The 13,544-nt window shown below is 71.8% G+C and carries 11 protein-coding genes; 6 read left to right on the top strand and 5 right to left on the bottom strand.

Going from position 1 to position 13,544, the window contains the following annotated elements:
• Window positions 1-179: 179 nt before the first annotated feature.
• The 5 genes from JS521_RS21465 to JS521_RS21445 are packed head-to-tail and all read right to left on the bottom strand — an operon-like array spanning window position 180 to window position 5,681.
• Window positions 180-1,493: a DUF58 domain-containing protein gene (locus JS521_RS21465; RefSeq protein WP_205084571.1), complete on the bottom strand. Its 1,314-nt coding sequence runs from the start codon at window positions 1,491-1,493 to the stop codon at window positions 180-182.
• Window positions 1,494-1,503: 10 nt separating this feature from the next.
• Window positions 1,504-2,532 carry an AAA family ATPase gene (locus JS521_RS21460; protein WP_239487611.1) on the bottom strand — a complete coding sequence of 343 codons (1,029 nt, stop codon included), beginning with the start codon at window positions 2,530-2,532 and terminating at the stop codon, window positions 1,504-1,506.
• Window positions 2,529-3,779 carry a DUF4350 domain-containing protein gene (locus JS521_RS21455; RefSeq protein ID WP_205084570.1) on the bottom strand — a complete coding sequence of 417 codons (1,251 nt, stop codon included), beginning with the start codon at window positions 3,777-3,779 and terminating at the stop codon, window positions 2,529-2,531. The genes JS521_RS21460 and JS521_RS21455 overlap by 4 nt, the downstream gene beginning before the upstream one ends.
• On the bottom strand, window positions 3,776-4,465 hold the full coding sequence (locus JS521_RS21450) for a DUF4129 domain-containing protein (RefSeq protein ID WP_205084569.1): 690 nt from the start codon (window positions 4,463-4,465) through the stop codon (window positions 3,776-3,778). The genes JS521_RS21455 and JS521_RS21450 overlap by 4 nt, the downstream gene beginning before the upstream one ends.
• Before the next feature lie 4 nt (window positions 4,466-4,469).
• Entirely contained in the window at window positions 4,470-5,681 is a 1,212-nt protein-coding gene (locus tag JS521_RS21445; RefSeq protein ID WP_205084568.1) for a DUF7847 domain-containing protein, read from the bottom strand.
• A gap of 140 nt (window positions 5,682-5,821) precedes the next feature.
• On the opposite strand from JS521_RS21445, the gene mtnA reads away from it, so the two are divergent.
• From mtnA to hpf, 6 genes are all read left to right on the top strand, one after another.
• Entirely contained in the window at window positions 5,822-6,964 is a 1,143-nt protein-coding gene (mtnA, locus tag JS521_RS21440) for an S-methyl-5-thioribose-1-phosphate isomerase (RefSeq protein ID WP_205084567.1), read from the top strand.
• 4 nt (window positions 6,965-6,968) lie between these two features.
• On the top strand, window positions 6,969-7,658 hold the full coding sequence (mtrA, locus tag JS521_RS21435; protein ID WP_007448372.1) for a two-component system response regulator MtrA: 690 nt from the start codon (window positions 6,969-6,971) through the stop codon (window positions 7,656-7,658).
• A gap of 1 nt (window position 7,659) precedes the next feature.
• On the top strand, window positions 7,660-9,699 hold the full coding sequence (gene mtrB / locus JS521_RS21430; RefSeq protein WP_205084566.1) for an MtrAB system histidine kinase MtrB: 2,040 nt from the start codon (window positions 7,660-7,662) through the stop codon (window positions 9,697-9,699).
• A 28-nt stretch (window positions 9,700-9,727) separates the two neighbouring features.
• Window positions 9,728-11,563 (top strand): LpqB family beta-propeller domain-containing protein, encoded by a 1,836-nt coding sequence (locus tag JS521_RS21425; RefSeq protein ID WP_504740019.1) that lies wholly within the window; start codon window positions 9,728-9,730, stop codon window positions 11,561-11,563.
• Window positions 11,564-11,647: 84 nt separating this feature from the next.
• Entirely contained in the window at window positions 11,648-12,409 is a 762-nt protein-coding gene (locus JS521_RS21420) for a ComF family protein (protein WP_205084565.1), read from the top strand.
• A 327-nt stretch (window positions 12,410-12,736) separates the two neighbouring features.
• A complete protein-coding gene (gene hpf / locus JS521_RS21415; RefSeq protein WP_030802392.1) occupies window positions 12,737-13,426 on the top strand; it encodes a ribosome hibernation-promoting factor, HPF/YfiA family in 690 nt (229 codons plus the stop codon).
• Window positions 13,427-13,544: the final 118 nt, after the last annotated feature.

The following is a 13,544-nucleotide window of genomic DNA, read 5'->3' as shown; positions in this document are numbered from 1 at the left end:
TCAGCGCCGATGGTACTGCAGGGGGGACCCTGTGGGAGAGTAGGACGCCGCCGAACAACCTTTGTGGGAAAGCCCCGCACCCTTGTGGTGCGGGGCTTTCCTGCGTTCAGGGCCAGGCAAGACCGGCGGCGAGCAGAGAGAACCCTGCAACAAAACAGCCGGCGGTCTTCGCAGGTTCCTCAGAGGCGACCTGCGGCCTTCAGCGCCAGGTACGTATCGGCAAGCGCGGGAGCGAGGTTGTCCGGAGTGGCGTCCACGACGACGACGCCGTGGCGCCGGAGCCGGTCGGCCGTGCGCCGGCGGTCTGCCTGGGCCTGGCCGGCGGCTGCCGCACCGTACACCGAGTCGACCGTTCCCCGGGCGCCGGACATTTCCTCGATCCGAGGGTCGGATACCGCGGCCACAAGAACGGTGTGGCGCTGGGTGAGCTGCGGCAGCACCGGGAGGAGCCCTTCCTCGATGGGGGCGGCCTCCAGTGTCGTGAGGAGAACGATCAGAGAACCGCGAGGGGCGTCGGTGAGGGCCGCATTGGCCAGGCCGCGGGCGTCCGTCTCGATGAGCTCGGGCTCCAGCGTGGCCAGGGTGTTGATGACGGTGGGCAGGACATTGCCCGCGGCCGTTCTGCTCGGGACGCGGGCTCGGACCTGGCGGTCGTAGGCGAGGAGGCTCACCCGGTCGCCCGCGCGCATCGCGAGCGCGGTGAGGAGGAGCGTGGCATCCATCGAGGCGTCCAGGCGGGGGACGTCACCCACCCGCCCCGCCGACGTACGCCCCGTGTCGAGCACGATCAAGATGTGCCGGTCACGCTCGGGGCGCCAGGTCCGGACCGCTACAGCTGACTGGCGAGCGGTGGCCCGCCAGTCGATGGAGCGGGTGTCGTCCCCGGGCACGTAGGCCCGCAGACTGTCGAACTCCGTGCCCTCACCGCGTGTCAGGACGCTGGTGCGGCCGTCCAGTTCCCTAAGCCTGGCGAGCCGGGAGGGCAGGTGCTTGCGGCTGGTGAACGGTGGCAGGACCCGTACGGTCCACGGGGCCCGGTGCTGGCCCTGGCGTGCGGCGAGGCCGAGCGGGCCGTACGAGCGGACCGTGATGCGTTCCGCCTGCCGTTCGCCGCGGCGGGTCGGGTGCAGAACGGTGACCAGGCGTCGCCGCTCCCCGGCGGGGATCGTCAGCGTGTGACGGGAAGCGCGGCGTTCGGTGCCCGAGGTCCAGCTGCTGGGGGGCCAGGCATCGCGCAGCTGGGCGCGCAGACGCCGACGCGAGGTGTTGGTCACTGTCAGTTGCACTTCTGCCGCGTCACCGAGTCGAACGGATGTATCGCCGGATCGGGTGAATCGGAGCGTGCGCACTGGCGCGGCCAGGGCGTAGTCGCACAGAATTGCCAGTGAGAGCGGGGCATTGACCGCGAGCATCCCGGTCCAGCTGGGAGCGAGGATGCCTACGGGGAGTGACCCCAGGGCGGCCAGCAGCGCCGTACGTCCGGTGAGGGCCATGGTCACCGCCTCATCGGGGTACGGGCACTTGGGCGAGCACTGAGGCGATGACGGAGTCGGGGGTGACTCCTTCCATCTCCGCCTCGGGCCGCAGGTGGATGCGATGACGAAGCGTGGGGAGCGCCAAGGCCTTCACATCGTCCGGGATGACATAGTCCCGGCCGGTCAGCCAGGCCCAGGCGCGGGCGGTCGACAACAGCGCGGTGGTGCCTCGGGGGGAGACGCCGAGGGCGAGTGAGGGGGAATCACGGGTGGCACGGCAGATATCCACGACATAGCCGGCGATCTCGGGGGAGACGGTCGTCTTCGCGACGGCTTCGCGTGCTGATTCCAGATCGGCGGGTCCGGCAACGGGCTTTATCCCGGCGGCTTTCAGGTCGCGCGGGTTGAAGCCGTCGGCGTGACGGGTGAGGACGTCGATCTCGTCCTGCCGCGAGGGGAGCGGAACCGTCAGTTTGAGCAGGAAGCGGTCCAGTTGGGCTTCGGGGAGGGGGTAGGTGCCTTCGTATTCGACCGGGTTCTGGGTCGCGGCGACGAGGAAGGGGTCGGGCAGGGGCCGCGGTGTTCCGTCGACGGTGACCTGTCGCTCCTCCATCGCCTCCAGGAGGGAGGACTGGGTCTTCGGAGGGGTGCGGTTGATCTCGTCGGCGATCAGCAGGTTGGTGAAGACGGGGCCGGGCTGGAAGGAGAACTCGGCGGTGCGTGCGTCGTAGACCAGTGAGCCCGTGACGTCGCTGGGCATCAGGTCGGGGGTGAACTGGACGCGCTTCGTGTCGAGTTCGAGTGAAGCGGCGAGGGCACGGACCAGCAGGGTCTTGGCCACTCCGGGCACGCCTTCGAGCAGTACGTGACCCCGGCAGAGCAGCGCGACGACGAGTCCGGTGACGGCGGGGTCCTGGCCGACGACGGCCTTGGCGATCTCGGAGCGCAGAGCCTCCAAGGAAGCGCGGGCGCTGTCGGACGGCTCCGGTTCCGCAGGCCTCACGGGAGCCGCTGCGGGCACCGTGGGCTCGGCCGGCTCGGGGGTCGGGGCGCTCATGAAGTGCGTACCTCTCTTTCGAGGGCGTCGAGTTGATCGGCGAGGAGGACCAAGGCGGCGTCGGTGGTGGGAGCCGTGCCGAAGAGGAGGGTGCCGAGGTCGCGGTCCGTGGCGGTGATGCGTGCGGACACAGCGGGGAGGAGGACGTCGGGGGTGTGGGCGTCACGGGCGGGCACGCCGGCGAGGGGCGCGATGCGGGTGCGGGTGGCGGCTCGGAGGGCGTCGGCGGCCCGGTCGCGGGCGTTGGCCTTGCGGTAGAGGAGGGAGCGGCCTTCGGCGGATTCGGATGCTCGGATGGCCACCGGGAGCCGCTCCGTCACCAGGGGGCCTAGTCGGCGGGCCCGCCAGACGGCGGCGAGGACTGCGGCGAGGGCGAGTTGAAGGGTTCCCCACAGCCAGCCGGAGGGGACGAGGTCGAGGAAGCTGCTCTCGTCGGCTGCCTCGTCCCTCGCTCCGCCCTCCGACTGTTCCTCGTTCCCGTTGCCGCGGGCGCCGTCATCGGTAGTCGCGGATGGATCGGTGAGAGAGGGGAGGTACCAGACGAGATGGGGACGGGAGCCGAGGAGTTGCAGGGCGAGAGAGGCGTTGCCCTGCTTGTCGAGACGCTCGTTGTGGAGGAAGTCGGGGGAGCCGAGGACGATGGTGTCGCCGCCCGGCCCGGTCGGGAGGACGACCAGACTGGGCCGGCCTGCGCTCGGGTAGCAGGCGACGGCGGTGGGGTTCTCGGTGGTGTAGCGGGTGCCGCCCATGTCGGCCGTGCCGGCCCGCCGGGCGGCGGGGAGCTCGCACGCCGGGGCGAGAGCGCTGACGGCCCGGTGCGGTTCGGCACGGACGCCGGGGGCGAGCCGGCTCGTGGGCCCTGGTCCCGGGGCGATCAGCAGGATGCGTCCTGCGGAGGCGGAGGCCGCGTCTGCCAGTCGGAGCTGCTGCGACCGGGTCAGGAGGTTCGGGCCGGCGACCAGGAGTGTGGTGTCGGGGCCGGTCGCGGCGGTGGCCTCGTCGAGAGTGGTGGCGACGGTGACGGATATGCCGCGTGCCTTGAGGAGTTCGGCCACGGCACGGCTGCCTTTGGGGTCCGCGGAGCGGGGGTCGAGCTGTCCGTGGTTCGTTCCGGAGCGTACGACGGCGAACGTGATGCCGGCGACGACGAGGATCAGGATGACGGCCAGGATGCCTCGGGTACGGGTCCAGACCTGGCCGGGGGTGGGCGCCGTCGAGGTGGGGGATGTGGTGGTCGCCGCGGTCATCCGGTGGCTCCTCGGGAGGTTCCGGGCAGCAGCGGCTTCGCCTCGTCGAGTTCGAGGTCGAGGGTGCGCAGGGCCAGGTATGCCGGCTGGTCCGCGGTGCGGCCCCCGTATGTCACGTCGTCGAAGCTCCGGGCGGCGGTGCGCAGTCGGGCGGTGTGCTCGGGCAGGGTGCGGCCCGCTTCGGCCGCGGCCTCGTCCGCGGTGCGGCCGGGGCGGGGGTCGAGCAGGGCACGCTCCTCCAGGGACCGGACGATGGCGCGCATCCGTTCCTGGACGGCTTCGGTCCAGCGCAGGGCCGCGGCGTGTGCTTCGGCGGCGGCGCGGTGCTGGGCCGCGCTGCGGGAGCCGTCGCTGTCGAAGAGGGCGTCCGCCCTCCGGGAGGATCGTTGCGGGGTGCCGAGCCGCCACCAGAGGGCGGCGATGAGGCCGATCACGAGGACGACCAGGACGACGAGTCCGGCAGGGCCGCCGGGGGCGGCGCCTGCGGCGGCGTCGAAGGCTCCGGCGATCCAGTCCCAGAACCGGTTCAGGGCGCGCTGGAGGAAGTTCGGGTCGTTCTCGTGGTACATCGGCTTGGACAGTTCGCTCTCGGCCGCCTCCCGCGCGGGGAGACGTGGAGTGTCCACGGGTATGTCGCCCGCCGTGGTGTCCTGCCGTGCTGTGGTGATGCCCCCCGCCCCCGACACCGCATCAGCTCCTGGGGGTGTCGACGCCGTAGCCGGGCAAGCCCGCGGCCCGTGCGAGGTCGAGGTCCAAGGCCTCGCGGCGGATGCGCTGGTCCATGTAGAGGAGGGCCATCACGCCGGCGACGAAGGGGTAGATCAACGTCGAGACGATCACTTCGCCGATGCCGGTGACGATGAGGAAGGGCCAGCCGAAGGAGGCGGTGGTGCTGCCGAAGAGGTCGCTGACCTCGGTTCCGTCGGCGATCACCGCGATGGCGGTGAACGGAATGGAGACGAGGAACGTCAGCAGGAAGGTCAGCAGATAGGTCAGGGCGAGGATCCCGAAGGTGCGCCACCAGGCGCCCCGGACCAGCTTTGCCGAGCGGCGCAGCGCGGCCACGATGCTCTGTCGTTCCAGCATCAGCGCGGGGGCGGCGAGGGCGAAGCTCACGTTCAGCCAGAGCATCACGACGCAGGCGGCGGCGAAGCCGAGGAAGGCGAGTGCCGCTCCGGCCTCGGAGCCCAGCAACAGGCCGGGGCCGACGCCCACGGCCATGATGGCGGCCATGATCACGGAGACCAGCAGGGTCAGCCCGAGCAGCGGGAGGACGCGGGGGCGGGCTTCGGCCCAGGAGTCGGCGAGCGTGGTGGGACGACCCAGTACGGAGCGGCTGATGACCACGGTGACGACCGACGCGGTGAAGAGCGTGGCGATCATCGAGAGGAGGGAGGCCGGAGCCAGGGAGAGCAGTGTCGAGCGGGCCGAATCGGTGGCCTGGCGCAGAGCCTCGGAGCCGGTGGCGTTCGGGTCGACGGAGGTCGGTTCCGGAAGCACGTAGCGCTGCAGGAGGACGACGGCGATCTGGGTGACCACCGAGACCGCCAGGCTGAAGCCGAGTGCGGTACGCCAGTGGGCGCGCAGGGCGGACACGGAGCCGTCGAGGATCTCACCGAGGCTCAGGGGCCGCAGCGGGATGACGCCGGGCTTCGCGGCCGGTGGCGGTCCTGCCCAGCCCTGTCGCTGCGGGCCGCCGCCCCAGCCGGGTGCGGGCGGCCGCGTTCCGGGGCCGCTGCCGGGGTTGCTCGGTGGGGACCACTGCCCGGGGGGCGGCTGCTCGGGGGACCACTGTCCCGTCGGGCCGCTTCCGTCCTGGGGGTCGGAGGGGCGGGGGATCGCCGTCTCCTTGCCGTCGGAGGGGGCAGATCCGGGCGACGCCCAGCCCGGAGAGTCGTTCATTCTCGCTCCTTCACCGTCCTGACCGCTCATCGGGGCGGCAGGTTGGCAGCCATCGTGCCACGCGCCGGTCCGGGGCGGACCAGCCGCTCCATCTCGTTCGCGCCTTCATATGCGGGTGCCTCAGCGGGCAGACTGGACAGATGGCTGATCAGGACGCGCAATCATCGGTGGGCTTCGAGCCCCCCGCGCTTTCCGTACTCCGCTGGGACGAGCCTCCGGAAGGTCCCGTGCTGGTGCTTCTCGACCAGACGCGGCTGCCCGCCGAGGAGGTCGAGCTGGTGTGCACCGATGTTCCCGCACTGGTGCGGGCGATCCAGACGCTGGCGGTCCGCGGGGCCCCGTTGCTCGGGATCGCCGGGGGTTACGGGGTGGCGCTCGCGGCGGCGAGGGGCTTCGACGTCGCGGAGGCGGCGGGACTGCTGGAGGGGGCGCGGCCCACCGCGGTGAACCTCGGTTACGGGGTGCGGCGGGTGGCGGCTGCCTATTGGGAGGCTGCCGGGAAGGGGGAGGGTGACGAGGCGGCCGCTGCGGCCGCGCTGGCCGAGGCGCGCGCACTCGACCGGGAGGACGCGCAGGCCAGCAGGCGTATGGCCGAGTACGGCGAGGCGCTGCTGGAGGAGCTGCTGCCGGGCCGTGCGTACCAGCTGCTGACCCACTGCAACACCGGGGCGCTGGTCTCCGGGGGCGAGGGGACGGCGTTCGCGGTGGCGTTGCGGGTGCACCGGCAGGGTCGGCTGCGACGGCTGTGGGTCGACGAGACGCGGCCGCTGCTCCAGGGGGCCCGGCTGACCGCGTACGAGGCGGCGCGGAACGGTCTGGCGTACAGCCTGCTCACGGACAACGCGGCGGGTTCCCTGCTCGCGGCGGGGGAGGTCGACGCGGTGCTCATAGGCGCCGACCGCATCGCCGCGGACGGCTCGGTGGCCAACAAGGTGGGGAGCTATCCGCTGGCCGTGCTCGCGAAGTACCACCACGTGCCCTTCATCGTGGTGGCGCCGACGACGACCGTGGATCTGGAGACCTCGGACGGCACATCGATCATCGTCGAGCAGCGTTCCGGGAAAGAAGTGACGGAGCTCACACCGCCACAGGGTGTATCGGCCGGCGGCGGAGGCGGGATGGTCGTCGCACCCCTCGGGGCCCCGGCGTACAACCCGGCTTTCGACGTCACGCCGCCGGAACTGATCACGGCGATCGTCACCGAGGAGGGTGCGATTTCCCCGGTCACGGGGGTCGGACTGGCGGAGCTGTGTGCCAGGTCATCGCAGGTAACGATTAGCTAATGGGATGATGTCGATTATGAAGGGACGCGTCCTTGTCGTCGACGACGACACCGCACTGGCCGAGATGCTCGGGATTGTGCTGCGTGGAGAAGGTTTCGAGCCGTCGTTCGTAGCGGACGGCGACAAGGCACTGGCCGCATTTCGTGAGGCCAAGCCGGACCTGGTGCTGCTCGACCTCATGCTGCCCGGTAGGGACGGCATCGAGGTGTGCAGGCTGATCAGGGCCGAGTCCGGTGTGCCGATCGTCATGCTCACTGCCAAGAGCGACACCGTCGATGTCGTGGTCGGCCTGGAATCCGGGGCCGACGACTACATCGTCAAGCCGTTCAAACCTAAGGAGTTGGTCGCCCGGATCAGGGCACGTCTGCGGCGGTCCGAAGAGCCCGCGCCGGAGCAGTTGACCATCGGTGACCTGGTCATCGACGTGGCCGGCCACTCCGTGAAGCGGGAGGGGCAGTCGATCGCCCTGACTCCGCTGGAGTTCGACCTGCTGGTCGCGCTCGCCCGTAAGCCGTGGCAGGTCTTCACCCGTGAGGTCCTGCTGGAGCAGGTGTGGGGTTACCGGCACGCGGCCGACACCCGCCTGGTGAATGTGCATGTCCAGCGTCTGCGTTCCAAGGTCGAGAAGGACCCGGAACGGCCGGAGATCGTGGTGACGGTCCGAGGTGTCGGCTACAAGGCCGGACCGAGCTGAGATGGCCGGAGGCAGTGCTGCTCCGGGGCCCGGGGAGCCGGGAGTCCGTACGGAGCGGGCTGCCGGCCCGGGACGGAAGGCGTCACGTATGAGCCGTTTCCTGCAGGGCGGCCGGTTGTTCGAGGACCGGACGCCCGGCGGGCCCGTACCGCGGTTGCTGATGCGGTGGGTGCGCCGTCCGTTGCTGCCGGCCGTCCGGTTGTGGCGGCGCAACCTGCAGCTCCGCGTCGTCGCGGGCACCCTTCTGATGTCGATCGGGGTCGTGCTCCTGCTCGGCTTCGTCGTCATCGGGCAGGTGCGCAACGGCCTGCTCGACGCCAAGAGCAAGGCCGCCCAGACCCAGGCCGCCGGCGGTTTCGCCGCGGCCCAGGAGAAGGCGAACGCCCCCCTCGCCCCGGGCGGCCAGGGGAGCGAGGGCGCCGACGGCATGACAAACAGCACCTCCTGGCGCACCGAGCTCGTCGACCAGCTCGCCAGCGGCGGCAAGAACGCCTTCAACGTGGTGGCGCTCAGCGCCGATTCCGTGACCGAGGGGGCGGGCAGCCGTGCCGCGCGCGGTTCCGGCAGCGTCGAGGCGTCCAGCGTGCCCGAGCGCCTGCGGCAGAACGTGAGCAAGGGGCAGGGCGCCTTCCAGACGTACTCCCTGATCCGGTACTCGTACGGCAACGAGTCGCAGCCGGGGCTCGTCGTCGGCAAGCGGCTCTACGACATCGATCAGCAGCCCTACGAGCTCTACTACCTCTTCCCGCTCACGCAGGAGGAGAAGTCCCTGTCCCTGGTCAAGACGACCCTGGCGACCGCCGGACTGTTCGTCGTCGTGCTGCTCGGGGCCATCGCCTGGTTCGTGGTGCGGCAGGTCGTCACACCGGTACGGATGGCGGCCGGCATCGCCGAGCGGCTCTCCGCCGGCAAGCTCCAGGAACGCATGAAGGTCACCGGCGAGGACGACATCGCCCGGCTCGGCGAGGCCTTCAACAAGATGGCCCAGAACCTCCAGCTGAAGATCCAGCAGCTGGAGGAGCTCTCCCGGATGCAGCGGCGCTTCGTCTCCGACGTCTCGCACGAGCTGCGGACCCCCCTCACGACCGTGCGGATGGCCGCCGACGTCATCCACGAGGCCCGCGCCGACTTCGACCCCGTCACCGCACGCTCCGCCGAGCTGCTGGGTGACCAGCTCGACCGGTTCGAGTCGCTGCTCGCCGATCTGCTGGAGATCAGCCGCTTCGACGCGGGCGCCGCGGCCCTGGAGGCCGAGCCGATAGACCTGCGGACGGTGGTGCACCGGGTGATCGGCGGCGCCGAGCCGCTCGCCGAGCGCAAGGGCACCCGGATCCTCGTCGTCGGCGACGACCAGCCGGTGATCGCCGAGGCCGACGCCCGCCGCGTCGAACGCGTCCTGCGCAACCTCGTGGTCAACGCCGTCGAGCACGGCGAGGGCCGGGACGTCGTGGTGCGGATGGGCGTGGCCCAGGGCGCGGTCGCCGTGGCCGTCCGGGACTACGGCGTCGGGCTCAAGCCCGGCGAGGCGACCCGGGTCTTCAACCGGTTCTGGCGCGCCGACCCGGCACGCGCCCGCACGACCGGCGGGACCGGTCTCGGCCTCTCCATCGCCGTCGAGGACGCCCGGCTGCACGGCGGCTGGCTCCAGGCCTGGGGCGAGCCCGGCGGCGGCTCCCAGTTCCGGCTGACCCTGCCGCGTACGGCGGACGAGCCCCTGCGCGGTTCGCCGATACCGCTGGAGCCCGAGGACTCGCGGCGCAACCGGGAGAACCGGGAGCGCGACGAGGCCGGGTCGGGTACGTCGGACGACCACCGGCTGATGTCCGTGCCGCCCCAGCCCGGGGCGGGCCAGCGTTCGCCGCTGCCCGTGCCCGGTCGCGGCCCCGCAGTCCGCAACGGCGCCCCCTCGTCGGTGCACCCCGCCGCGCTGCCCGGCAACGGAGCACGTGTCGTGGCGCGCCAGGCCCAGGAACGTCCCGGTGGACGCGTGGGCGGCGGCGTACAGAATTCCGACCAGGAGGACACCACTCGTGGGTACTGACCGCCGTCCGGGCGGCCACGGACGGGCGGTGCGGATGACCGCGCTGCTCGGCTGCGGCGTCGTCGTGCTGGCCGGATGCGGCTCGATGCCGGTGACCGGGGACGTCAAGGCGGTCGACGCCTCGCAGCCCGGGGACTCCCAGGTGCAGGTGTACGCGGTGGCGCCCAGGGACGGCGCGCCGCCCAGCGAGATCGTCGACGGCTTCCTGGAGTCGATGACCAGCGACGATCCCGCGTTCGCGACCACGCGGAAGTATCTGAGCGCGGACGCCCGGCGCACCTGGCAGCCGAGCGGGAGCACCACGGTCCTGGCCCAGGCCCCCAACCGCAGCGGCCCCCTGCTCCACGACGAGGACAGCCGGGCCACCCGGGACCGGGAGACGACCTACACGCTGACCGGCGAGAAGGTCGCGGCGGTCGACGCCCAGAGTTCCTACCAGCCGCTCGCGCCCACCGCCTACTCCCAGACCCTGCATCTGGTGCTGGAACAGGTGGCGGAGGGGAAGAAGGAGTGGCGCATCGACATCGTGCCGGACGGCCTGGTCCTCGGGCAGTCCGACTTCAAGCGGCTCTACCGCTCCGTGAACAAGTACTACTACGCCACCGGGCGCACGAACGGCCGGTCCACGCTCGTCGCGGACCCCGTCTACGTACGCAACCGTACGGATCCGGTCACGCGCATGGACACCGCCACCCAGACCGTCAGGACGCTGCTCGCCGGGCCGACCAACTGGCTGCGGCCCGTGGTCGACTCCCGCTTCCCCACGGGGACCGCCCTGCGCAAGGGCGTCACCGCGCTGGCGCCGGACGATCAGAACGTCCTGAAGGTGCCGCTCAACCAGAAGGCCGACACGGTGGGCCGGAGCGCCTGCCGGATGATGGCCGCCCAGGTGCTGTACACGCTCCGGGACCTGACCTCGGCCCGGGTCGAGAAGGTGGAACTGGAGGGCGGCGAGGGGCGGCTCTGCGCACTGGACGCCGACGACGCGCCGGAGTTCTCCGCCGACCGGGGCTCGGACGGGGCCGACAGCCAGTACTTCATCAACGAGAAGGGCCAGGTGGAGCGGATCCCCGGCTCCACCGAGGGCACCGGAACGCCCGAGCCCGTGGGCGGCCCCCTCGGCGTGGGCACCGTCCCGATGGGCGCTGTCGGGGTGGCCCGGGACGAAGAGCGGGCCGCCGCGATCTCCTCCCAGGGGCAGCACCTGTATGTGTCCTCCCTGGAGACGGGGGCCGAACTGGCCGAACCCCTCGTCACCAGTGAGGCGAAGAAGACCGCCGACCGGCTGTCGCCGCCGAGCTGGGACGGTCGCGGCGACCTGTGGGTCGCCGACCGTGACCCGGCAGGACCCAGGCTGCTGCGGCTGGCCGGGGGTACGGGGGAGCCGCAGGAGGTCCGGGTGCCCGGCCTCGACGGCGCCCGGATCGAGGAGCTGCGGATGTCCGCGGACGGGGTGCGGATCGCTCTGCTGCTGACGAAGGACGGCCGTACGACGCTGAACATCGGCCGGGTCGAGCGCCGGGGGTCCTCCGTGGCGCCCGAGATCTCGGTCGAGGACCTGCGCCAGGCCGCACCGCAGCTCACGGACGTGTCGGCCATCTCCTGGTCGGGACGCAGCCGTCTGGTGGTGGTCGGCAAGGAGGAGGGCGGCGTCCAGCAGGTGCGTTACGTGCAGGCGGACGGCTCCACGTCGGCCTCGGGGGCGCTTCCAGGCGTGAACCAGGTCCAGTCGGTCGCCGCGGCGGACGACGAGCTGCTGCCGCTGATGGCGGAGACCGTCGGCGACGGCATAGTGAAGCTCTCGCCGGGGGACAACTGGCAGACGGTGCTCAAGAAGGGCACGTCGTTGGTCTACCCCGGCTGATCCGGTGGCCGGGGGCGGATCCGCCCGCCTCCGGGGTTTTCCACAGGGGTGGTTCGGTTTTGGCCGGCCCGGCACAGTGAGGTCATGCGGAACGTGTGGCAGGAGCTGTCCGGGCTGCTGGTGCCGGTGGCCTGTGCCGGCTGCGGCAGCCCGCGCGCCGAGCTGTGCACGGCCTGCCGGGCGGCGTTGCACGGCGGCCCCGCCCGCCGGGTCCGGCCCTCGCCCCGGCCTCCGGGGCTTCCGGCGGTGTACGCGGCCGCGCCGTACGAGAACGCCGTACGCGCGGTTCTGCTGGCCCACAAGGAGCGCGGGGCACTCGGGTTGGCGGGGGCGCTCGGGCGGGCCCTGGCGGGTTGCGTACGGGCCGGGACGGGGGAGCCGGGCGGTGCGGGAGCCTCGCGTCTCGCGGGGCCTCTGCTGCTGGTCCCCGTGCCCTCCGCGCGTTCCGCGACCGCGGCGCGCGGCCATGACCCGGTGCGCAGGATCGCCGCCACGGCCGCGCGGGAGCTGCGGCGCGCGGGTCTGCCGGCCCGGGTGCTTCCGCTGCTCCGGCAGCGGCGCGCGGTCGCCGATCAGTCGGGACTCGGGGCGCGGCAGCGGCGGGCGAACCTGGCCGGCGCACTGGAGCTGACGGCGAAGGGCGGACGACTCCTCCGGGACGGCCCTCTCCGTCACGGCCGGGTGATCCTGGTCGACGATCTGTTGACGACGGGTTCGACGCTGGCGGAGGCGGCACGTGCCGTCGGCGAGGCGTACGGCGCCGGTCGGGAGCCCTCCGGGCACGGAGCGTGCCGGGCGGCGGTCGTGGCAGCCTCTCCCTCCGCCTTCGAAATAAACCGGAACTGACCGAGAACCTGCATCGTTGCAGGTAATGAGAGGGCAATACCCCCTGAATGGAGGTACGCGCCAGTAGCGGGTGCCGAGACCCCGCTGTGCAGGCTATGTTCGGTTGTGAGGAACGGTGAATGCCGGACCTCGATGAATGCACCATCAGGTTTCGGGCAGGTAACTCACCGGTAGGAGAGCACGCAAAGTCGGTGGGATTGCGATCCCTCCGGCGGGGGAGGAGGAGGCGAAAGCCACCGAGTCCGAGGGCCCTGGTGATCTCCGGGGCCTGGTGCAAAAGGGAGATGCCCCGCCGCTGAGCGGGGCGATCCGGGAACGGAGTTCTGCGTGGACATCGTCGTCAAGGGCCGCAAGACCGAGGTGCCCGAGCGGTTCCGCAAGCACGTGGCCGAGAAGCTGAAGCTGGACAAGATCCAGAAGTTCGACGGCAAGGTGATCAGCGTCGACGTCGAGGTGTCCAAGGAGCCGAATCCCCGTCAGGCCGACCGTTCCGACCGGGTGGAGATCACGCTCCACTCCCGGGGACCGGTCATCCGGGCGGAAGCGGCGGCGGGCGACCCTTACGCAGCGCTCGACCTGGCCACCGGAAAGCTGGAGGCCCGGCTGCGCAAGCAGCACGACAAGCGCTACAGCCGCCGAGGCAACGGCCGCCTGTCGGCTGCCGAGGTCGGGGACGTGGTCCCCGGCGTAGCTTCGTTCGACGAGGACGGTGAGCTGGTCGGCGATCAGTCGCCGGCGCCCGTCCCCACCACGAAGATCGGCTCGCTCGAAGTACAGGGCGAAGGGCCGCTCGTCATGCGCGAGAAGACCCACACCGCCGCACCGATGTCGCTCGACCAGGCGCTCTACGAGATGGAACTGGTCGGCCACGACTTCTACTTGTTCGTCGACTCCGAGACGAAGGAGCCCAGCGTCGTCTACCGGCGACACGCCTACGACTACGGCGTCATCCACCTGAGGACCGACCCGCTCGCCGCGGACGAAGCAGGCGGCGCGGGCGGTGCGCTCGGCGGCTGAGGCCGCACCGTCGGGGGGGGGGGGGGGGGGGGGGGGGGGGGGGCGGGGGGGGGGGGGGCCCGGGGCGCGCCCCCCCCCCCGCCCCCCCGCGCCGGGGGGGGCGGGGGCGGGGGGGGTG

The sequence above is a fragment of the Streptomyces durocortorensis genome (assembly GCF_016901035.1).
GTDB classification, from domain to species: Bacteria; Actinomycetota; Actinomycetes; order Streptomycetales; family Streptomycetaceae; genus Streptomyces; species Streptomyces durocortorensis.
Note: the sequence above shows the minus strand (reverse complement) of the source record. Positions and strands in the feature narration are given on the sequence as shown.